The 19,312-nt window shown below is 62.1% G+C and carries 23 protein-coding genes; 13 read left to right on the top strand and 10 right to left on the bottom strand.

Annotated features, from left to right (window positions below; genetic code table 11):
* Positions 1–34: 34 nt before the first annotated feature.
* Positions 35–1,663 carry a CHASE domain-containing protein gene (locus NKJ37_RS03900; RefSeq protein ID WP_352772812.1) on the top strand — a complete coding sequence of 543 codons (1,629 nt, stop codon included), beginning with the start codon at positions 35–37 and terminating at the stop codon, positions 1,661–1,663.
* 96 nt (positions 1,664–1,759) lie between these two features.
* On the opposite strand, the gene NKJ37_RS03895 is transcribed toward NKJ37_RS03900, so the two are convergent.
* The 6 genes from NKJ37_RS03895 to NKJ37_RS03870 all read right to left on the bottom strand — a co-directional run bounded on the left by NKJ37_RS03895 (position 1,760) and on the right by NKJ37_RS03870 (position 5,182).
* Positions 1,760–2,005: a YMGG-like glycine zipper-containing protein gene (locus tag NKJ37_RS03895; protein ID WP_023810994.1), complete on the bottom strand. Its 246-nt coding sequence runs from the start codon at positions 2,003–2,005 to the stop codon at positions 1,760–1,762.
* An 83-nt stretch (positions 2,006–2,088) separates the two neighbouring features.
* Positions 2,089–2,415 (bottom strand): hypothetical protein, encoded by a 327-nt coding sequence (locus NKJ37_RS03890; protein WP_352772809.1) that lies wholly within the window; start codon positions 2,413–2,415, stop codon positions 2,089–2,091.
* Between the two features lie 120 nt (positions 2,416–2,535).
* Positions 2,536–2,712, bottom strand: coding sequence for a hypothetical protein (locus NKJ37_RS03885; RefSeq protein WP_127295168.1), 177 nt, complete (start codon positions 2,710–2,712; stop codon positions 2,536–2,538).
* 130 nt (positions 2,713–2,842) lie between these two features.
* Complete coding sequence (locus tag NKJ37_RS03880) at positions 2,843–3,874, bottom strand: sensor histidine kinase (RefSeq protein ID WP_164893021.1); 1,032 nt, start codon at positions 3,872–3,874, stop codon at positions 2,843–2,845.
* Positions 3,875–4,050: 176 nt separating this feature from the next.
* On the bottom strand, positions 4,051–4,218 hold the full coding sequence (locus NKJ37_RS03875; protein WP_013529282.1) for a DUF1328 domain-containing protein: 168 nt from the start codon (positions 4,216–4,218) through the stop codon (positions 4,051–4,053).
* 169 nt (positions 4,219–4,387) lie between these two features.
* Complete coding sequence (locus NKJ37_RS03870) at positions 4,388–5,182, bottom strand: response regulator (protein WP_023810997.1); 795 nt, start codon at positions 5,180–5,182, stop codon at positions 4,388–4,390.
* A 213-nt stretch (positions 5,183–5,395) separates the two neighbouring features.
* Here NKJ37_RS03870 and NKJ37_RS03865 point away from each other — a divergent pair, with 213 nt between their 5' ends.
* A complete protein-coding gene (locus NKJ37_RS03865) occupies positions 5,396–5,599 on the top strand; it encodes a NepR family anti-sigma factor (RefSeq protein WP_023810998.1) in 204 nt (67 codons plus the stop codon).
* Positions 5,600–5,602: 3 nt separating this feature from the next.
* Positions 5,603–6,154, top strand: coding sequence for an RNA polymerase sigma factor (locus tag NKJ37_RS03860; protein WP_013529285.1), 552 nt, complete (start codon positions 5,603–5,605; stop codon positions 6,152–6,154).
* 13 nt (positions 6,155–6,167) lie between these two features.
* On the opposite strand, the gene NKJ37_RS03855 is transcribed toward NKJ37_RS03860, so the two are convergent.
* Positions 6,168–6,479: a response regulator gene (locus NKJ37_RS03855; RefSeq protein WP_050592687.1), complete on the bottom strand. Its 312-nt coding sequence runs from the start codon at positions 6,477–6,479 to the stop codon at positions 6,168–6,170.
* A 205-nt stretch (positions 6,480–6,684) separates the two neighbouring features.
* On the opposite strand from NKJ37_RS03855, the gene NKJ37_RS03850 reads away from it, so the two are divergent.
* The 3 genes from NKJ37_RS03850 (at position 6,685) to NKJ37_RS03840 (ending at position 8,356) form a co-directional block, all read left to right on the top strand.
* The gene (locus NKJ37_RS03850) at positions 6,685–7,431 is read left to right on the top strand and encodes a Crp/Fnr family transcriptional regulator (RefSeq protein WP_023811000.1); all 747 of its coding nucleotides are present in this window, start codon (positions 6,685–6,687) and stop codon (positions 7,429–7,431) included.
* A 128-nt stretch (positions 7,432–7,559) separates the two neighbouring features.
* Positions 7,560–7,886 (top strand): ElaB/YgaM/YqjD family protein, encoded by a 327-nt coding sequence (locus NKJ37_RS03845; RefSeq protein ID WP_023811001.1) that lies wholly within the window; start codon positions 7,560–7,562, stop codon positions 7,884–7,886.
* 11 nt (positions 7,887–7,897) lie between these two features.
* On the top strand, positions 7,898–8,356 hold the full coding sequence (locus tag NKJ37_RS03840) for a hypothetical protein (protein ID WP_352554484.1): 459 nt from the start codon (positions 7,898–7,900) through the stop codon (positions 8,354–8,356).
* Positions 8,357–8,369: 13 nt separating this feature from the next.
* On the opposite strand, the gene NKJ37_RS03835 is transcribed toward NKJ37_RS03840, so the two are convergent.
* The gene (locus NKJ37_RS03835) at positions 8,370–9,902 is read right to left on the bottom strand and encodes a sensor histidine kinase (RefSeq protein ID WP_352772805.1); all 1,533 of its coding nucleotides are present in this window, start codon (positions 9,900–9,902) and stop codon (positions 8,370–8,372) included.
* A gap of 149 nt (positions 9,903–10,051) precedes the next feature.
* Here NKJ37_RS03835 and NKJ37_RS03830 point away from each other — a divergent pair, with 149 nt between their 5' ends.
* A complete protein-coding gene (locus tag NKJ37_RS03830) occupies positions 10,052–10,255 on the top strand; it encodes a hypothetical protein (RefSeq protein WP_352772802.1) in 204 nt (67 codons plus the stop codon).
* A gap of 29 nt (positions 10,256–10,284) precedes the next feature.
* Here the strand turns inward: NKJ37_RS03830 and NKJ37_RS03825 are convergent, their stop codons facing one another.
* Positions 10,285–11,205, bottom strand: coding sequence for a diacylglycerol/lipid kinase family protein (locus NKJ37_RS03825; protein ID WP_352772799.1), 921 nt, complete (start codon positions 11,203–11,205; stop codon positions 10,285–10,287).
* Positions 11,206–11,456: 251 nt separating this feature from the next.
* On the opposite strand from NKJ37_RS03825, the gene NKJ37_RS03820 reads away from it, so the two are divergent.
* On the top strand, positions 11,457–12,794 hold the full coding sequence (locus NKJ37_RS03820) for a PRC-barrel domain-containing protein (protein ID WP_352772797.1): 1,338 nt from the start codon (positions 11,457–11,459) through the stop codon (positions 12,792–12,794).
* Between the two features lie 48 nt (positions 12,795–12,842).
* Here NKJ37_RS03820 and NKJ37_RS03815 read toward each other — a convergent pair whose 3' ends face one another.
* Positions 12,843–14,414: an alkaline phosphatase family protein gene (locus NKJ37_RS03815; protein WP_352772794.1), complete on the bottom strand. Its 1,572-nt coding sequence runs from the start codon at positions 14,412–14,414 to the stop codon at positions 12,843–12,845.
* A gap of 227 nt (positions 14,415–14,641) precedes the next feature.
* Between NKJ37_RS03815 and NKJ37_RS03810 the strand changes: the two genes are divergently transcribed.
* From NKJ37_RS03810 to NKJ37_RS03790, 5 genes are all read left to right on the top strand, one after another.
* Positions 14,642–15,574 carry a VOC family protein gene (locus NKJ37_RS03810; protein ID WP_352772792.1) on the top strand — a complete coding sequence of 311 codons (933 nt, stop codon included), beginning with the start codon at positions 14,642–14,644 and terminating at the stop codon, positions 15,572–15,574.
* Between the two features lie 4 nt (positions 15,575–15,578).
* Positions 15,579–16,199: an alpha/beta hydrolase gene (locus tag NKJ37_RS03805; RefSeq protein ID WP_352772790.1), complete on the top strand. Its 621-nt coding sequence runs from the start codon at positions 15,579–15,581 to the stop codon at positions 16,197–16,199.
* Positions 16,200–16,201: 2 nt separating this feature from the next.
* On the top strand, positions 16,202–16,501 hold the full coding sequence (locus tag NKJ37_RS03800) for a GNAT family N-acetyltransferase (protein WP_023811010.1): 300 nt from the start codon (positions 16,202–16,204) through the stop codon (positions 16,499–16,501).
* Between the two features lie 143 nt (positions 16,502–16,644).
* Complete coding sequence (locus tag NKJ37_RS03795; RefSeq protein WP_352772787.1) at positions 16,645–17,703, top strand: dipeptidase; 1,059 nt, start codon at positions 16,645–16,647, stop codon at positions 17,701–17,703.
* A gap of 99 nt (positions 17,704–17,802) precedes the next feature.
* The gene (locus NKJ37_RS03790) at positions 17,803–19,113 is read left to right on the top strand and encodes a flavin monoamine oxidase family protein (protein ID WP_352677419.1); all 1,311 of its coding nucleotides are present in this window, start codon (positions 17,803–17,805) and stop codon (positions 19,111–19,113) included.
* Positions 19,114–19,312: the final 199 nt, after the last annotated feature.

The following is a 19,312-nucleotide window of genomic DNA, read 5'->3' as shown; positions in this document are numbered from 1 at the left end:
AAGGTCCGACATCGCTCAGGGACCGCACGATCCGTTGAAGAAGCTTTTTCCGATCATCGCCTTTATCGCCGTCGCGCTGATCAGCATGGTGATGGCAGGTTTTGCTTATTTCGCCACGCAGGAAGCCGCGCGCATCAAGTTCGAGGCGACTGCCGACGATGCGCTCAACCGGATCGAGAGCCGCATCGACCTGCATCTGTCGCTGCTGCGCTCGACGCAGGCCCTGTTCGACGCCCGCAATGGCGATATTTCTCGCAATGAGTTCAAGGCGTTCTTCAACGCGCTCGATGTCGACAAGAATTTCGCCGGCTTGCGCGGCATCGGTTTCCTCAGGCTGGCAAAGGCGGGCGACGAGGCGACGGTCGAACGCGATATGCTGCACGATTATGGCGTCAGTCATCCAATCTACCCGGATACCACGCAATCCTGGCGTACCCCTATCGTGCTGTTCGAACCGCTGGATCCATCCAACCAAGCCGGCATCGGCTACGACATGTTCAGCGAACCGGTGCGGCGTGTGGCGATCGAAAAGACGATGTCCGACGACCAGCAGCACGCCAGCGGGTTGGTGCAGCTGGGCCAGGACACGGGCGCCGCGCAGACGTTCACCGGCTTCTTCGTTTTCGTGCGGCTCAATGTCGAAACCGCTCCCGACGTCATCAATGCTTCGAGATCCTCGACGGCCGGTTTTCTCTATGCGGCCTTTCGGGCTCGCGATCTGTTCCAGACCGCGCTCAGCCGGTCGCCGCTGCTGCCGGTCAACACCGAAATCTATGATGGCGATGGTGCCGTAAACGGCGACAATCTGTTGTTCCGGTCTGAGACGCCGCCGGCTTCCACTTTCGGCGACAGGCTGCTGGTCACCCGACAGATCATCGTGGCCGGACGGCCATGGACTGTCCTGTTCCGGCCGACAAGCGCCTTCTCGCAGCCGTCGTCGCGCGCCATTCCGGTGATGCTGGGGCTGTTCGGCCTGCTGTTGGCGGGCGCCATCGCGCTGGTGGCGCGATATCAGGAGCGGGCCTATGAGGCAGCGTCGCGGTTGCACGAAACGACGGAAAAGAGCTTGATCGAAAAAGACCTGATGCTGCAGGAGATGAAGCATCGCATCAAGAATTCGATCACCAGGGTGCTGGCGATCGCGCGCCAGACGGCGTCGCGGGCTACCGACGTCAACGAGTTTTCCGCATCCTTCTCGGCCAGGCTGCAGGCGATGGCGGCGTCCCAGGATATGCTGACGCGCTCGCGCTGGCAGAAGGCCGATCTTGGCGATCTCCTGCGCATCGAGCTGGGTCAGGTGTTCGGCAAGGAGCTACCCGATGAGCTGTTGTCGGGACCACAGGTGCTGCTCGACGAGACCACGACGCAAGCGCTCGGCCTGACCTTCCACGAACTGGCGACGAATGCGCTGAAATACGGCGAAGCCGGCAATTCCGTCGGCGCGCTGAAAGTGGACTGGTCGGTCGAAGGGCGCGGGCGCGACAGGACGCTGGCTCTCAATTGGCGCGAAAACGGGCAGACGAAACTCGAAGCGCCAGCCAAGACCGGATTCGGCACCAAGCTGATCGATCTCAACGTGACGCGCGAACTGCGCGGTACGATCAAACGCGATTACCAGGCCAATGGGCTGAACGTGGAAATCAAAATTCCACTCGCCAACTGAGCGCGACCTTCACCCGAAAAGGATCAAGCGTCCAGACATGAAAAATCCGAAGGCCAGCGGACCGGCCTCCGGATCGACGTTTCGATGATCGCCGAATTAGTTGCAGCGAGCCGTGTAGATCCGGCCGCGATGATCGCGATATTGGCAATAGCCGTTGCGCAGATTGCGCACCAGCAGGCCGGAACCGGCACCAACGGCCGCGCCGATCAGCGCACCCTTGCCGCCGCCGACCAAGCCGCCGACACCGGCGCCGATCAAGCCGCCGCCAACCACGTCCTGCTCGGTCGAGGTGCAGCCGCTGACGGCAACCACCGCAACCAGTGCAATAATCATCTTCCGCATAGAGTCACTCCTCACTTTTTGTCCTCACTTGGTAAAGCTCCAGCTGCCATTTAGCATGAAATGACGGCCTTTGCTGCTGCAATCTATTGTTGGTGAAGATAGTCTTTTTCTGGGCGTGCCGCGTTCGACGCCATTACGAGGCTGGAAACTTCCAGAGACGCGTCAAGCGTACCATCGGCGCGCACATTCCAGACGATCTGATCATAGTCGTCTTCAAGCGCCGGATCGACGGCAAGGCATTTGGCGACGATGTGGTCAGCCTGCCCTTGCACGTCGCCCAAGACGAACGGGCGTTCGGCCACGCATTGCTCGGCGCTCGCGAAAACGCTGACGGGCACCTGGAGTTCACGGCAGTCAGCCATCGTGTTCGAGCAACCGATGACCAGCAGCAATGCAGCGATATGTTCCATGGCGGGAAGTCCTCTCGCCATAGTAACGGTCTACATTCGCCAAAGTTCCTGGCTCGCTGGGCCGGGCTGGGAAGTAAGAGGGCTACAATCGATTCTGTCACCGGCCGAAACGAGCTGGCCTCAGACCAATTGGTACAGGGCGACTACCGCGATCACGGCCAGCAGGCCCAGCGCGACAAGGCGCAAGGCCCCATTGGGAACAGGGGCCAGCGGTGGCGCGGATGCCTCGGAGTCCTCAAACTCGCCCATGGAAATCCGGGCGGCCTGCTCCAGTCTGTTCATGTCGGCAACCGTCAAGGCAATCCTCCCGCACCATGCTGCAAATCCTGCTGCGGAAATGTTCGGTGATGCAACGAGTTCCAGCGGTATCTGGGAAAAACAGCATCTGCTTTTATGGTGAACAGCTGGTTAAGGAAGCTCGGGCCGCTCAATCCGTCTCGAAATTGCCGTGCGGAACGACAAGGCGGTACTCGAGACGGCCGGCCGCGATTTCGAGCGTCGCCGTTCCGTTCAGCGACGTCGGCACGACCCGTTCGAGTGCGACACTGCCGAAGCGCTTCTCGCTACGCCTAACATCACTGGCTCCGATTGCCTCGGCCCATGTCAGGGACAGGGAGGTTCCCGTGTCGGCGGCGGTCAGGTTAGCTGTAACATCGACGAATCCATCGGGCCGCGACAGGGCGCCATAGCTCACCGAATTGACGGCGAGTTCATGCATCGCAAGGCCGATATGCAGGGCAGCGTTGGGATTGAGATAGGGGTTTGCCCCCTGAAACCTCAGGCTGCGAACCGGATCGCCGCCGTAGCGGCCCACCTGGCCCGATACGAGTTCGCGAAGTGCTGCACCCCGCCAGTTGGAAGAGGTCACGAGATCTTGGGACGAAGCCAGCGATTGCAGCCGGCCGCGAAAGCGTGTCAGGAAATCGCCGATGCTGTCGGAGTAGCGACCGGTCTGGGTGGCTATGCTCTGGATGATCGCCAGCAGGTTTTTGGAGCGATGGCTTACCTCCCGCAACAGCGTCGTCAGGGTCTGCTCGCGGCGCTTTTGCTCGGTCGTCTCGACCATTGTGGTGACGACGCCTTGCACCGTGCCGCCGTCGCCGTGGTCGGCATCGATCCAGACCTCAAACCAGCGGCTGCCATCCTCGACGGGAACGCTGATCTCGAGACGTTGGGGGTTGCCGGATGCAATGACGTCGCGCTTGGCCGCGCCGATGCGGTCGGCCTGCGCCTCCGGCAGAATACCGATGCTGTCGGTGGTGTCCGAAACCCAGGGCGCACGCATGTTGCGCGCCCATACGGTTTTCATCTCGCGATCCTGGTAGAGAACGGAAATGCCGGCATTGTGCAACGCGTGAAGAAGGGCACGGCCGAGCTGCATGCCGCTTTCGGCAGGATGGAGGGCGATGACTTCATCGCTTTGCACGTCGTCCTTCCTGTTTCCGGTCCTGGAACCCATCGGCCAAACTGTCCACCCAATTCAGGCTGAACGGCTCACCGGTGAATGGGTTCCAAACAGGTTTCCCGAACCCGCCGCCAAAAAACGGTCCGCCGGACGGCGTCCTTTAGGACACCGCCCGGCGGTGGCTGGAAACCGTTTGAGGGGTGCGGCTTCCAGTGTTCGGCCGTTCGTTGTTACGAAGCCCGTTTGAACAGGCCCGCAAGAAGCGAAATGACCAGGAAAGCGAGGAAGATGAAAAACAATATCTGCGCTATGCCGGCAGATGTACCGGCGATGCCGCCGAAACCAAGCGCGCCGGCGATGATCGCAACGACGAGAAATACGAGCGCCCAGTAAAGCATGATGCATCTCCTTCGAATGGTGCGATAAAAACGTGGGTGGCTGCGGTTTGTTCCCACCCTTTGCCGAAAAAGACCGAGCTTGCAAATCGTTCAAGCAGGAAGCGCAGGAATTTCACCGTCGCCGCCCGCGTGCATCAGGCGGCACGATTACCACTTCCCCAATTCACGACTATGCGGCGGCTTTCGCCTGGCGGTCAAAGAACAGTGCCTGGCTGATCAGCGCCTTGACCATGTCGGGATTGAACGGCTTGGTGACCAGAAAGGCCGGTTCCGGCCGTTCGCCAGTCAAGAGGCGCTCGGGGAAGGCGGTGATGAAGATGACCGGCACCGACGTCGATGACAGGATCTCGTTCACGGCCTCGATGCCGGAACTGCCGTCGGCAAGCTGGATGTCGGCCAGCACCATCTTCGGCCGTGTCTTGCCGAACATCATCACTGCCTCGGCATGGGTGCGCGCCGTTCCAACGACGCGGTGCCCGAGGCTCTCTACCATTTCTTCGATATCCATGGCGATCAGCGGTTCATCCTCGATGATCAGAACGTCGGTTGCCACCTGACGGGATATCTCGTTGCTCGCCTGGGCAAGCAGCTCTGAAAACTCCTGGTCGCCGACGTCGAGGATCTCAGCCGCTTCGTCCTCGCTGAAGCCTTCGACAGCCACGAGCAGAAAGGCCTGACGAGGCCGCGGCGCGATCGCATTCAGATTGGCGGCGGTGCGCTGTTCCCACGCCGATTGCGCCTGCTCCTGCGGGACGCGGATGGCGACGGATGTGAACAGCTTGGCGAAAACCTTGTACAGCGCGATGCGGTCGCTCGATGCTTCGGGAAATATCTCGATATCGGCGATGATGGCCTCGAGCATCGCGGCTACCAGCGCATCACCACTCTCTTGCGACCCGGAAACAGCCCGCGAGAAGCGGCGCAGGAAGGGCAGATGTGGTGCGATGGTGGCGGATAAGCTCATGGTAAGACGTCTCCCTCAGAATGACGTGACTGCATAGGTCAAGCTGACTGCAAGCCCTGACGTTAACGCGGATTTTTTGAAAAAGTTCCGCCTCGACGGAACAAAAGCCGGGGAGTGGCGTTTATGGTCGGGATGGGCAACCAGACGAGGGCGCCGCTTGCGTTGTGTTGAGTATGATAAGAGCGGCTTGAGCGCTGGGAATACAAGGGCAAAATGAAGGATATGACGAAAGATATTCTGGCTGGCGCCGAGAGCAGGCGCCGGAACGGTTCTGGTGATGCTCTTGGACCGAACTCCGAAATCGGACGCAAACTCAAACAATATTACGACGCGCTGGTCTCCGACGATGTGCCGGATCGCTTTTCCCAGTTGCTTAGCCAGCTGGAACAGGCTGAACCCGCACAGAAGAAGGACTGAGGCATGGCCGCGGTCTCACAAGGCTTCAAGACCGATCTGCTTGGGGCAATCCCAAGTCTGCGCGCGTTCGCCGTGTCGCTGACGCAAAATGCCGATAAAGCCGACGACCTCGTCCAGGAAACGCTCGTCAAGGCTTGGGACAAGCATGAGAGCTTCCAGCCCGGCACCAATCTCAAGGCCTGGCTTTTCACCATCCTGCGCAACGAGTTCTATTCGCAGATGCGCAAGCGCGGGCGCGAAGTGCAGGACAGCGACGGTATCATGACGGCCAGGCTTGCCGTTCATCCGGCTCAGCACGGCCAGCTTGACCTGAAGGATTTTCGTGGGGCGCTGGAACAATTGCCGGAGGACCAACGCGAAGCCATCATCCTCATCGGCGCGTCTGGTTTCTCCTACGAGGAGGCCGCCGAGATCTGCGGTTGCGCGGTGGGGACGATCAAGAGCCGCGTCAGCCGAGCCCGTACGCGCTTGCAGGAGATCCTGAAAATATCAGGCGAGGACGAGTATGGTCCGGACGCAATTTCGGCCCAGGTAACGAGCTCGCCGGCAAGCTGACCGCGATCGTGTCTCAAGCGCGTCCGCAGGCCGCGGCGACCGCTTGCACGAGGTCTTCACCCGAATAGGGTTTGCCAATCAGCCTGACGCCCGGAAACGATGCCTTGATCTCCTCTGCATCCGAATAGCCCGACGCAAACACGAAAGGTATGCCTGCCGCGCGCAGGCCGGAGGCGAAATCGATCGTCGAGACACCGCCCAGCATCAAGTCGACAATGGCTGCATCGAATCGCGTGGCGACCTCGCGGCCATCGACCTCGGTCAGGTCACGGGCGATCACCACCTCATCGGCGCCATGGTCGCGGCAAAGCTGCTCGACATCCATGGCGATCAGAAATTCGTCCTCCAGGACCAGAATCCGCAATCCGTCAAGCAATGTGGGCACAGGCAAAGACTCCTTGAAACGCCGGAGTCATGATCGCTAATTCGCTTGCTGTCATTTAAAAAAGACATGTGGCAAGCGGGCGGAATCTCAATCCTTGCAACGGGAAACGCGCTCCTCCAAGAGCGGGCTTTCGAAGGGGGTCGAAATGTCAGTCCAGAACAATAGCCAATATCCTTGCGAGAACTGCCCATTGCGGCCGTTGCCGATTTTCCGCGATTTCGAAAAACAGGAACTGGCCTTCATCAGCAAATTCAAGAAGGGCGAACTCGCAGTCGAAAAGGGTGGCACGGTGCTGGTGGAGGGAAGCCATAGCGCCCATCTCTACACCGTGCTCTCCGGCTGGGCGTTTCGCTACAAGTTGTTGCGGGACGGCCGCCGCCAAATCCTCAACTATCTCATGCCCGGCGATCTGATCGGCCTGCAAGGCAGTGTGATGGGCGAGATGCAGCATTCCGTGGAGGCACTGTCGCCGATGCTGCTGTGTGTTTTCGAGCGCGAATATCTGCATGAGCTGTACCGCAATCATCCCGGGCTGGCCTATGACATCACCTGGATCGCATCGCGTGAAGAGCGGATGCTGGACGAGAACCTGCTCAGCCTCGGGCGCCGCAGTGCGATCGAGCGCGCTGCCTATCTCATCGCCTTCATCGGCAGCCGCGCCAAGGTCGTTGGACTGAATGGCAACCAAACTGTCCAGATACCGATCACGCAGCAGCACATTGCCGATACGCTCGGCCTGTCGCTGGTTCACACCAACAAGACGATCCGCAAGCTGATGGATCGCAAGCTGATCGTCTGGCGCGACGGCGGCTGCGTGGTCTCCGACAATGAAGGCCTCAAGCGGCTCGCCGGCTGGGAAGGGCTGGGTGAAGCGCGCCGGCCATTAATCTGAGGAAGCGTCTTTTGCGGGAGCCGACGGACCGGGTGCGCGCCGATGCGTTTTCGGCTACTTTGTCCCCAATGCCGGAACCTTGAGGCGGGCAGCGCGTTTGAAACCAAGCAATCACAAGGAGTTAAGCCATGGCCACTGCCGCAGGAAAGACCGCAAACGACGCCCGTGCAAATGCGGACCTGGAAGCCGACATCAGGCAGTTGAAGGCCGACATCGACAAGCTCACCAAACAACTGGCCAAGACCGGCGAGCATGGTTACGGCACCGCGCGCCGCGCAGCCACGGAAGGGGTCGAGCAGTTGCGTGCGCAGGGCGAAGCAGCCTTTGACAGCCTGCGCAGCAATGCCAAGGACATTGAAGCGCAGATGATGGCAAGCGTGCGCGAAAAGCCGGTGACGTCACTGGCGATCGCCGCCGGCGTCGGCTTCCTTTTCGCGCTCATCGCGCGTCGCTAGTCGCGCTTCGGATGGGAATGCTGGCAACCCTGATCTCGGGTCTCGCCTCGGGGGAGACCGTGGCCGCCATATACCGGGCGCGCACGGCGGCAATCGTCTATGTGATCGCCATGGCCGCCGCACTTTGCGGTCTCGGCTTTCTTGTCGGGGCCGCCTATATCTGGACGGCGATGCGCTATGGGCCGCTTGCCGCGGCACTGGGGTTCGGCGTCGGTTTTCTGGTGCTTGCCGGGGTTGTCCTGCTGGTCTACCGGATATCGGCAGGCTCGCGCGCCCGGCGCCGGGCGCGGCGCCGCAATGCCGACATGAAGGCGATCGGCATCACCGCCGCACTCGCCGTGCTGCCGAGCCTGCTTAAGGGAAAAGGCGGTCTCGGCGTCATTCTGGGGCCGGCCGTGGCGCTCGCGGCCTACGCCATCTACCGCGAGAATGTGAAATCCGACGATCCGGACGAGAGCGAGCGGAGATAGACCTGTCGGGAGGTCACTTCGACAGATCTTCCAGGGGCATCGATATTTCGGCAAATACGCCTTCCGGCCGGAATTCATGGGTCACTTCGCTGAAAATGACCTTGGCAAGGCTGCGGCGAATGAGGATCGAGCCGAAGCCGTGCCGATCCGGCGGAGCGACTTGCGGGCCGCCGCTTTCGCGCCAGGTCAGCACAAGACGCCGGGCATCCCTCCTGCCTTGCGTCCTCCAGCCGAGGTCGACGCTGCCTGACGGCACCGACAGCGAGCCATATTTCAGCGCGTTGCTGGCGAGTTCATGCAGAATCAGGCCAAGCCCGATGGCCTGGTCGGGCGACAGCAGCAGGTCGTCGCCGGAGATCGTCATGCGCGGCTGCTCGGCCGTTTCGAAAGGTTTGACCTCGATTTGGACGAGTTCACTGATGCCGATGCCACGCCACTCGCGGTCCGACAACAGATTGTGGGCGATGCCCAAGGCCTGAAGCCTGGCGCCGAAGGCCTCGAGGAACTGGCTTGGCTGGCGGGCGTGGCGCACGGTCTGGGTTGCCAGCGCCTGGACGGTCGCCAAAGTGTTCTTGACGCGATGGTTGAGCTCACGCAGCAGCAGCCGTTGCCGTTCGTCGCCGAGCTTGCGCTCGGAGATGTCGTAGTTGACGCCGAAGATCAATGTCGGCTTGCCGTCGCCGTCACGCTCGATCACACGGCCGCGCGTGGCGAGCCAGCGCGGCGGATGAAAGCCCTTCACCCGGTATTCGCCGAAATAGTCGTCGCTGCCGGTCAGGGCGTCGCGAAAGCGGGTTTCGGTCTGGTAGACGTCACGCGGATCGATGGCGGCGAGGATGTCACGTGCGCGCAGCCGGTTGGAGCGCGGCAGGCTGAACAGCTCCGACATCAATGTGTCGCATTCGATGATGTCGGTGCGGATGTCCCATGCCCAACTGGCGAGCGACGCCGCATCGAGTGCGATGGCGCGTCGTTTTTCCTCGCGCACCAGTGCGGCCTCGGCGATCGCGCCGCTGCGGGTTGCATCCTTGAGGGTGAACAGGCTGGCGGCGAGGCTGGCGAGCGCCTTCAACTGGTCGAGCTCGGCGCGGGATGGAAAACCATGCGGCTCGCGGTCGAGCACGCACAGCGTGCCGATGCGGGCACCTGCCACGATCATCGGCGCGCCGGCATAGAAGCGGACATGATGTTTTCCGGTGACCAGCCGGTTGGTCTTGAAACGGGGGTCCGTCGTTGCATCCACGACCACCATGGGCTCGTCGCCGGCGGAAATCGCATGGGCGCAAAACGAGACGTCGGTCGCCGTTTCGGTCTCGTCCAGGCCGAAGCAGGATTTGAACCACTGCCGTTCGAGGTCGACGAGTGTGACCAGGGCCATCGGCGCCTGCATCACCGCCGCGGCAAGGCTGCTGACCCGGTCGAAATCGGGGTCGGGCGCCGTATCCAGCATCTCCAACCCGTGCAGCACAGCGAGCCGGTCAACATCCTTGACTGCGCGCGCAACTTCGGCCGGCAGATCGGGTGTTGTTTGCGTCTTGCCAGTCACCCTAATTGCCTCGTCCCGGTCTTCGCCGCCCCATGCTTGCGCTGGTGCAAGGCCAGGGCGCATTTCCGGAACCATCCTAGCGAGGAACCGTTACCCGACCATGATTTGCCGAGCGCGCCAGTTGGTGCAGTATGAGACAGGGATCGAGCATGGCCAAGATCATTCCAGAAAACAAGGCGCGGCAGGGGCGATGGGGCTGGCATGGATTTCGAATCCTGATCGCCGCATTGCTTTTGGTGTTTGCCGCGTGGGGCGTTGCCGAGATCTATGGTGTGTTGATCAAGGCGCCAACCAGTGATGAACAGCACGTCCCCACACCGCCGAACACCACCGAGCAGGCTCCTGCTGGTTAAAGCCGGTTTGTTCGTCGCAACGCACCGCATCAGGCGGCTCTCGATTGAGCCGCGCTAGCCGGCACCAGTACATTCAGCGCACCAGGCTGGATTTCGATTACCGTTTCACGGTCAAGTCTGACCAATTCGCCGTCCATGACGGCGCGAAACTTGCGGCTGCTCGAATGGATTTTCAGCACCGTTCTGTTCGTCTGGTGAATTTCGACATGTTCGTTGTCGCGCCATTTGCCGCGCGCCATGTTGAAGAAGAACTTGACCAGCTCGGCGCGCTGCTTCGCCACCGTAACGTAGACGCCAAGCACGCCGCCCGCCGGATTGTCGGCGTAGGGCAAATGGCCTTCACCGAACAAATTGTTGGTGATGCCGATGCCGGTGATGCGTGCCGCCATTTCGGCATCGCCGATGCTGAGCGTCACATTCATCGCAGGTGGATTGTTGATCGTCGCCCAAGCCGCCTTGGCCGAGGCGCGGATCTTTCCCCACCGCGAACCGAATTCCATCTTCTGGCGCAGTTGCACCATCTTCGCATGCATGCCGATCGAGAACTGGTGCACGAAAGGCTGGCCATTGGCCGTCGCCACGTCGACCGCTATGATTTCGCCGTCGGCGAAGGATTTCAGCGCGCCGTCGAGCGACTGCGGGATGCCCAGTCCGCGTGCGAACAGGTTCATGGTGCCGGCCGGCAATATGGCAAGCGCCTTCTTCGTGCCCATCAACCGGGCGGCTGCGGCGGAAACAGTCCCGTCGCCGCCACCCGCCAGCACGATATCGACCGAGCGACGCGAAGCCGCGCTGTCGAGCGTTTCCACCACGTCCTTGCCGGCGACGATCTCGATGCTGAGCGAGTGACCGGCCGTCTCCAGCGTCTGATGCATCCTGTCGGAGAAAGCGGCGAGGTCGGTGGTACGCAAAGTGCCGCCATCCCGGTTCAGCACCGCTGCGAATTTCATGCCCCGCTCCACCGTGTCAGCCAAAAGCGGCCGGACACCCAGCCTATGGCTGAAACGCGGCGGCGACGGAAAGGTTCCCTTGCCACGGGGTGGCTGCCCGGCGGCGCGATCATTTCTGTGGTTTCGTTTCCCCGACGACAGCGGTTTTGTCGGAACAACAGACTGGTCACAACGTTGTGAACCTGTAGATGCCGCGTCCGATTTTCCAACGAAGACGCGGCGCATGAGATCAGGCACGAGGAGAGACTATCATGATCCGCAATCTTTTAGCCACGACCGCACTCGCAACGCTGATCGCCACCGGCGCTTATGCGCAGAGTGCGACGACCCCGGCGCCGGCGCAGAGCCCAGCCGTTCAGGAGTCAGGCGCCGCGACGGTCCGCGCCGAGGGCAGCATCGTCACCAACATCATCGGTGAGTCCGTCTACAACGGCACCGGCGATGACGCCGAGAACATCGGCAAGGTCAGCGACGTCGTCTTCGACAAGGATGGGCAGGCGAAATCCGTTGTCATCGACGTCGGCGGTTTTCTGGGCGTCGGCGCCAAGAGCGTCGCCTTCGACTACGGCAAGCTGCAGTGGGCCGAAAAGAATGGCGACCGCTGGCTGGTGGCCCAGACCACCAAGGACGAGCTGACGGCACAGGCAGAATTCGACAGCAAGCCCTACGCGCCGGCCCCGGCGCCTGCCGCATCGACCGACGCGACAGCACCGACGGCACCCGCTACGACGGACACGGCACAAAAGCCGGCCGACATGAACGCCGCACCGGCGGAACCGGTGAAGCGCGCGGAGGGTAACCTTGCCACCAACATCATCGGTGAAGACGTCTATAACGGCACCGGCGACGACGCGCAGAATATCGGCGACGTCAACGACATCGTGCTGACCAGGGAAGGCAAGGCCGAGTCCCTCGTCATCGGCGTTGGTGGTTTCCTTGGCCTCGGCGCCAAGAATGTCACCTATGATTTCTCCAAGGCGCAGTGGGCCGAGAAGAATGGCGACCGCTGGCTGGTGGCCCAGACCACCAAGGAAGAGCTGCAGGCGCAGCCCGATTTCGACCGCAAGGCCTATGATCCGGCGCCGGCCACGACGGCTTCCAACGAGCCTGCGGCCACCGCTCCGGCTGCTGTGCCGTCCGACACGACGGCTCCTGCTGTCGCTCCGGCAGACAAGACCGCCGAAGCTCCGGCAGCGACCACCCCTGACGCCTCGGCTCCCGACCAGACACAGACTGCCGCCATCGACAAGTCGACGTTGACCGAGATGCCGGTCGGCGAGATTCGCGCCGATGACCTGAAGGGCACGACTGTCTATGGCGCCAATGACGCAAGGGTCGGCGAGATCGGCGATGTCGTGCTTGCGCCCGACAAGAAGGCCGATGCGGTGATCGTCGATGTCGGCGGCTTCCTCGGCATCGGTGAGAAGGAGGTCGCGGTCGGCATGGATAATCTCAAATTCATGACCGACAAGGACGGCAACAAATATCTTTACACGACCTTCACCAAGGAACAGCTCGAGGCTCAAACCGCCTATGACAAGGGCAGCTATGCCGAACAGCGCGATCAGCAGCGCATGATCGTAAGGTAATTCTGTTCAGCCAAATGAAGCCCGCGCTGGCAACGGCGCGGGCTTTATTTATGTGTGGCCAGGTGGCAGGCCAGCGGCATGGCCGACTAGGCCGTTCTCGGTCAATTCGGCCAGTGCCAACGACTGGTCGAGATGTTCGGCCCGCCAGGCGAGCAGCCGTTCGGCGAATTCCAGGCGCACGGTGAGATGACTGGGGTCGGCCGCGAGATTGTCCAGCTCGCCCGGATCGTTTTCCAGATCGAACAGCAGCGGCGGCAGGTTGCCGCCGAAATGCACATACTTGAAATGTTCCGTGCGGATAACGGCGAGGTTGCATTGACGTGCGGCGATGCCGAAATGGTTTTCGGCCTCGCCCGCGGCAATCGAGCGGAAGTCAAACTCCCAATGCGCGGCATCGCGCCACGCCGCAGGGGTTTCTCCGCTCAGGAACGGCTTCAGCGAGGCGCCGTCGAGATGCGGCGCGGGCTTTTCGCCGAGCAGGTCGAGAAGGGTCGGCAAAATGTCGACCGCTTCGGTGAAGCTGTCGACACGGCCGCCGGCAGCCTTGCCGTGGCGCGGATCGCGGACAATCAGCGGAATGTGGTAGCTGCCGTCGAAATAGCCGCCCTTGCCCAGCATGAAATGGTCGCCCATCATCTCGGCATGGTCCGAGGTCAGAAGGATGATGGTGTCATCCCACGCGCCTGCGGCCTTAACCGCTTGCCAGACGCGACCGAGCTGCGCGTCGACCTCGGAAATCATGCCGTAATAGATCGCGCGGATGCGGCGAAAATCGTCTTCGCTCCAGTCGAGCACCTTGCCTCTGGCGTCTGGGCGGAATTTTATCTGTTTCTGCCGGCCGAGATCATAGGCAAGGTAGGGATGGTTTCCCGCCTCTTCTTGCCAGCTTGCCGCGCGCCGGAAGGCCGCGCCGTCAGCCGGATCGTACATTGTATTGTAGGGCTCCGGCACAATGAAGGGCGGGTGCGGGCTGATGAAGGAAAGATGCGCGAACCACGGCGTGGCGTGCTCCTGTTCGCCAAGCCAACGCGTGAATTCGCCGGTCAGGAAGGCCGCCGGGGTTTGTTGCCCGCAGTAGACGGGCGGCGCGTTGCTGATGGTGGTCCCGGCCACGCCGTCGGCCAGCGGACGGTGGATGTCGGGGGAGCCGGCGCTGGCGTCGACACCTTGCAGCTCCAGCCAGGATAGCCATTGCTTCTGGTGCTCCGGCAGCAACTGGCGCACCGTAAAGCCGGGCAGCACGCCTTCATAGCTTTGCAGCCGCGGATCGCCCGGGGCCAGCAGGCGCGGATCGAGCGAGACGTCGGTGTAGCCGAACAGCGTCGGATCATAGCCCAAGGCCCGAGCCGAGAGCGCGATGTTGCCGTGGCGCGCGTCGAGCGGCGTGCCGTTGCGGCAGACGCGGTTGTTCATCTGGTAGAGACCGGTGTAGAGGCAGGCGCAGGCGGGCGAGCAGGGCGCCGCGCCGCCATAGTGCCGCTTGAACAGCACACCCTCCCCGGCCAGTGCGTCGGCGTTCGGCGTCTGCACAACCGGATGACCGGCTGCGGACAGACAATCGCCACGCCACTGATCGCATGTGATCAGGAGAATGTTGGGCCGCCTGGCTTTTCCAGTCACTCACGATACCTTTGTCCCGGAATGTCGAATGCCGTTCATGGAAACGAATTCTGGCCACGGCGCAAGCCCGACTCTGCGAACCAATTGGTGAACGAACTCTGTTCCATCGTTCACTTTTGCGACACAGTCCATTCTGTGTTTGCCGCCTTTGCGTAAACTGCTCGGGTCCTCATATTGGCATGGACAGCGGCGAGGGCCGCACAAGTACCAAGGGAAGGAGCAAGACAATGCTCGACCAGATCAAGGGCCTGCATCACGTCACGTCGATGGCCAGGGATGCCCGCCAGAACAACGATTTCTTCACCAGGAAACTCGGCCAGCGCCGGGTCAAGAAGACTGTCAATTTCGACGCGCCCGACGTCTATCATCTCTATTATGGCAATGAGACCGGCACGCCGGGTTCGGTGATGACCTATTTCCCTTTCCCCGACATCGGCAAGGGCCGGCATGGCGTCGGCGAAGTCGGAACCACCGTCTACTCGGTGCCGGAAGGCACGCTTGCCTATTGGGAAAAACGTTTTGCCGATGAGGGCGTCACCGGCCTCTCGCGCGAAGAGACCTTCGGCGAGAAGCGCCTGGCTTTTGCCGGACCGGATGGTGACGGCTTCGCGCTGGTCGAGGGCAAGGGCGACGGCAGAGCGCCCTGGGCGAAAGGCGGTATTCCGGTCGACCAGGCGATCCGCGGTTTCCATTCGGTATCGCTCAGGCTGAAGGATGGCGGCGCCACTGAGGAGCTGCTGAAGTTCATGGGCTATGAGGAAGTCGACAAGTCCGGCAATCTCAGGCGGCTGGCGGTGAAGAACGGCAATGGCGCCGATGTTATCGACATCGAATCGCTGCCGAGCACGGCCTTCGCCGATCTCGGTGCCGGCTCCGTCCATCACGTCGCCTTCGCGGTCGAGAACCGCGCCAGGCAGCTCGAGGTGCGCAAGGCGTTGATGGACACGGGCTATGGGGTGACGCCGGTGATCGATCGCGACTACTTCTGGGCGATCTATTTCCGCACACCGGGTGGCGTGCTGTTCGAAGTCGCCACCAACGAGCCGGGTTTCGATCGCGACGAGGATACCGCTCATCTGGGCGAAGCGCTGAAGCTGCCGTCGCAGCACCAGCACCTACGGCCGTATCTCGAACAGCACCTGCAGAAGCTGGAAGGCTGAGGTCATGAGCAAGGACGCTTACATCCACAAGCTGCTGCCCGGTTCGCCGGGCGGTCCATTGCTGTTCGTCTTCCATGGCACTGGGGCCGATGAGAACCAGCTTCTGTCGCTGGGGCGCGATCTCGCGCCCCAGGCAACCATCGTCTCGCCGCGTGGCGATGTATCGGAACAGGGTGCCGCGCGCTTCTTTCGCCGCACCGGCGAGGGCGTCTACGATATGGACGATCTGGCGCGGGCGACGGACAAGGTGGCGGGCTTCGTCAAGGCCCATGTCGAAGCAGCGAAGCCGTCATCCGTGCAGGGTCTCGGCTATTCCAACGGCGCCAATGTCCTGGCCTCCGTGGTGTTCGCGGTTCCAGCGCTGTTCGACGCGTCGGTGCTGATGCATCCGCTGATCCCGTTCGAGCCGCAGGTCAAGGGCAGCCTCGCCGGCCGCCATATTCTGATGACCGCCGGCAAGCGCGACCCGATCTGTCCGCCGAACCTGACCACGCGGCTCGAGGCCTATTTGCGTGCCGACGGCGCCGATGTCACAGTGGAATGGCACGATGGCGGGCACGAGGTGCGGCCAAACGAGATCGAGGCGGCACGGCGGTTCTTTGCCGATGCTGCCCAAGGAGCATAGCGATGCCTGAACAACTGCCTGAGATCGAACTTGAGGATCGCGGTTCCAAGGGCCGCTATGTCCTGCGTGGACCCGATGGAGCCGAGGCCGAGATGACCTTCACCAAGATCGGTGAGCACCAGATCATCATCGACCACACCGAAGTGCCGGACGTCTTTCGCGGCCAGGGTGCCGGGCTTCGGCTCGTCACCCGCGCCGTCGAGGATGCGCGTGCGGCAGGCAAGAAGATCATCCCGCTCTGCCCGTTCGCCAACGCCCAGTTCCGCCGCCATCAGGAATGGGCCGACGTGCTGAAGCGGTAGGGATTTCGTTGCTTGGAAACGGCGCGGCAAGCGCTGCCATCCTGCCGGGGCGGCTTTGGCATTTGCGCGGGTGGCGCATCCTGCCTAAGTAGATAGGATATATCCTAGCCGCCGCGCCGACAAACGAACCGAATGATCCCCCAATGACCGAAACCGATCTCGTTCCCGTCTTCGACGGCCACAACGATACGTTGCTCAGACTCTATCAGTCGAAAGACACGGACGTCGAAAAACTGTTCATCGAGGGGAAATCGGGCGGCCATATCGACCTGCCACGCGCGAAAGCCGGCGGCTTCGCCGGGGGCATGTTCGCCATCTTTCCGCCGCCTGTCGAGAAATCCAGGCGCGGCGCCGTGCCCCTGGCGCCGAGCGTCGCCGAACCGCTGCCGCCCGAGGTTCCGCGCAATGAGGCGCTGACCTCGACGATCGCCATGGCCTCGATCCTGTTCAGGCTGGAACGGGCCGGAGCGCTCACCGTCTGCCGCAGCGCCGGCGATGTGCGCAATGCCATGGCGCAAGGTTCGATCGCCGCGGTGTTCCACATCGAAGGGGTCGAGGCGATCGATCCCGAGCTCACCATGCTCGACGTGCTGCATGAAGCCGGCCTGCGCTCGCTCGGCATCGTCTGGAGCCGTCCGAACGCCTTCGGCCACGGCGTGCCGTTCCGCTTCCCGTCCTCGCCCGACACCGGACCCGGCCTGACCGATGCCGGCAAGGCGCTGGTCAAGGCATGCAACCAGTTGAAGATCATGATCGACCTGGCGCATCTCAACGAGAAGGGCTTTCGCGATGTCGCGGCGCTCAGCGATGCGCCGCTGGTCGCGACCCATTCCAACGTGCACGCGATCTGCGGCCATTCGCGCAACTTGACCGACTGGCAGCTCGGCGCGATCCGCGAAACCGGCGGCATGGTCGGGCTGAACTTCGCAACAGGCTTCCTGCGCGAGGACGGTCGCATGAATGCCGACACCAGCCTCGATATCATGGTGCGGCATATCGATTCGCTGCTGCAGGCGCTGGGTGAGGATGGCGTTGGTCTTGGCTCCGATTTCGACGGCGCCATGATCCCGGCCGTCATCGGGGATGTCGCCGGCCTGCCGAAGCTGATCGATGCATTGGCGGCACGCGGTTTCGGCCGCGCACTGATCGAAAAAATCGCCTATCGCAACTGGCTCAATATGCTCGAGAAAACGATAGGTTAGAGACAAGCCTGCGGCATGGCGTGTGCGGCCCGCCGGCATATGTCGACAAGGACATACTTCGTCTGTGGAAGCCGGATGCGACTGGGTGGATAGCCGGCAATGCTGAAGACCTTCACGGATGAGGGCGGCGAATTCGAGCGAACCGATGTCGTCATCGTCGGTGCGGGTTTCACAGGCCTGTCGGCGGCGCTCGAGATGAAGAAGGCCGGCATCGATTTCATCCTGCTCGAAGCACGCGACCGCGTTGGCGGACGCGTCGAGTCCCGACTGAACGGACTTGGCGAACGGATCGATAGTGGCGGCCAGTTCCTGTGCGAGGACATGCCGGAATTGATGGCCCTGGTCGAAGCACGCGGCAAGACGCTGGTTGAAACCTATGTCGATGGCGATTTCATTACCCAGCCGACGATGTCCGTACAGAGAGCAGAGCGGATCTATGACGCGGCAATGGCAATCCGCGAGCGCATGAACGGGATCGATCCGGACGACGTCTCGATTGCCGGACTGGCCGTTGCCGACTGGCTTGCCCGCCAGCGCGATTCCGCCGATGCCAGGGCCGTCTTCCGTTCGATGATCGAAGGTCTCTGGTGCATGGCGCTGGATCAGATTCCTCTCTGGTATCTGATCGACAATGACCGACGCGTCACCAACGAGGTGCCGGAGCTGCAATATTTCGTGCGCGAAACCATGCATTCGCTGGCCGACGATCTGGCCCGCGACCTTGGCGATCGGTTGCGGCTCAGCGAGCCCGTCACGCGCATCGAGCACAGTTCGCAAGGTGTTCTTGTCGTTTCGGCCGGGAGTGCCATCGCGGCGCGCGCGGTTCTGGTTGCCGTCCCCCCGGCGACGGTGACGGAGCTCGCCTTTGTCCCTGCCTTGCCGGCTGGACTGGGGCGGGCGCTCGGCGCCTGGAAAAGCGGCGCGGCTATCAAGATCCTGGTGCGCTATGCCAAACCGTTTTGGCGCGGGCGGGATTTGAACGGCATGGTGATGTGGCTCGATCCGCCGGGACTGTTTGCCTGCGACGCCGGCAAGGATGTCGAGCATGCCGCGCTCGTCGTGTTCGTCGGCGGGCCGCTCGCGCTGCGCTGGCGCGACCTCGGCGAGCCGGAACTGCGTGCGGAGGTGACCGGCCGGTTGGAGGCAGCCCTTGGCCCGAGTGCCGGCGACGTCATCGATTTCAGTTTGCGTGACTGGGTAGGAGATCGCTGGAGCGGCGGCGCGTACAGCGATCTTGTTGTCGACGTGACAGCAAGAGATGCCGAGCGAACGATCCTTGCCGGCGCACCCCCGGTGTATCTCGCCTGTTCAGAACTCTCGCCGTCGTTTCCGGGGTATGTCGAGGGCGCTATTATTGCCGGGCGTATCGCCGCGCACAAGATCATTGCCGAGCTTCAAGCTCCGGCCTGAGCCTGGTCTTTTCGAAAAACTGTTTGGCAAGATCGGTCAGGTTGCGCCTCGAGCCCGAGCGCCGTCGAAGCTATGCCCGATTTTGCCCGACTTCGCCCGAATGCTGTTTCGAACTCGTTACAGTGCCAGTCCTTCGCCACCCCATCGTCGTTACAAAGTGCGGATAAGTTCATTTCACCGCCAAAAGAAACTCAGCGAA

Origin of the sequence: Mesorhizobium sp. M0140, from assembly GCF_040322475.1 — a bacterium.
In the GTDB taxonomy this organism is placed as follows: Bacteria; Pseudomonadota; Alphaproteobacteria; order Rhizobiales; family Rhizobiaceae; genus Mesorhizobium.
The sequence above is the reverse complement of the archived record's forward strand: the minus strand, read 5'-3'. Positions and strand labels throughout refer to the sequence as shown.

Coding starts and splice junctions, on each gene's coding strand:
- NKJ37_RS03805 (WP_352772790.1), top strand. CDS start 15,579: ATGAGCAAGGACGCTTACATCCACAAGCTGCTGCCCGGTTCGCCGGGC.
- NKJ37_RS03790 (WP_352677419.1), top strand. CDS start 17,803: ATGCTGAAGACCTTCACGGATGAGGGCGGCGAATTCGAGCGAACCGAT.
- NKJ37_RS03890 (WP_352772809.1), bottom strand. CDS start 2,415: ATGGAACATATCGCTGCATTGCTGCTGGTCATCGGTTGCTCGAACACG.
- NKJ37_RS03810 (WP_352772792.1), top strand. CDS start 14,642: ATGCTCGACCAGATCAAGGGCCTGCATCACGTCACGTCGATGGCCAGG.
- NKJ37_RS03845 (WP_023811001.1), top strand. CDS start 7,560: ATGGCCACTGCCGCAGGAAAGACCGCAAACGACGCCCGTGCAAATGCG.
- NKJ37_RS03895 (WP_023810994.1), bottom strand. CDS start 2,005: ATGCGGAAGATGATTATTGCACTGGTTGCGGTGGTTGCCGTCAGCGGC.
- NKJ37_RS03865 (WP_023810998.1), top strand. CDS start 5,396: ATGAAGGATATGACGAAAGATATTCTGGCTGGCGCCGAGAGCAGGCGC.
- NKJ37_RS03880 (WP_164893021.1), bottom strand. CDS start 3,874: ATGGGTTCCAGGACCGGAAACAGGAAGGACGACGTGCAAAGCGATGAA.
- NKJ37_RS03830 (WP_352772802.1), top strand. CDS start 10,052: ATGGCCAAGATCATTCCAGAAAACAAGGCGCGGCAGGGGCGATGGGGC.
- NKJ37_RS03870 (WP_023810997.1), bottom strand. CDS start 5,182: ATGAGCTTATCCGCCACCATCGCACCACATCTGCCCTTCCTGCGCCGC.
- NKJ37_RS03820 (WP_352772797.1), top strand. CDS start 11,457: ATGATCCGCAATCTTTTAGCCACGACCGCACTCGCAACGCTGATCGCC.
- NKJ37_RS03855 (WP_050592687.1), bottom strand. CDS start 6,479: ATGGATGTCGAGCAGCTTTGCCGCGACCATGGCGCCGATGAGGTGGTG.
- NKJ37_RS03825 (WP_352772799.1), bottom strand. CDS start 11,205: ATGAAATTCGCAGCGGTGCTGAACCGGGATGGCGGCACTTTGCGTACC.
- NKJ37_RS03795 (WP_352772787.1), top strand. CDS start 16,645: ATGACCGAAACCGATCTCGTTCCCGTCTTCGACGGCCACAACGATACG.
- NKJ37_RS03850 (WP_023811000.1), top strand. CDS start 6,685: ATGTCAGTCCAGAACAATAGCCAATATCCTTGCGAGAACTGCCCATTG.
- NKJ37_RS03840 (WP_352554484.1), top strand. CDS start 7,898: ATGGGAATGCTGGCAACCCTGATCTCGGGTCTCGCCTCGGGGGAGACC.
- NKJ37_RS03860 (WP_013529285.1), top strand. CDS start 5,603: ATGGCCGCGGTCTCACAAGGCTTCAAGACCGATCTGCTTGGGGCAATC.
- NKJ37_RS03875 (WP_013529282.1), bottom strand. CDS start 4,218: ATGCTTTACTGGGCGCTCGTATTTCTCGTCGTTGCGATCATCGCCGGC.
- NKJ37_RS03800 (WP_023811010.1), top strand. CDS start 16,202: ATGCCTGAACAACTGCCTGAGATCGAACTTGAGGATCGCGGTTCCAAG.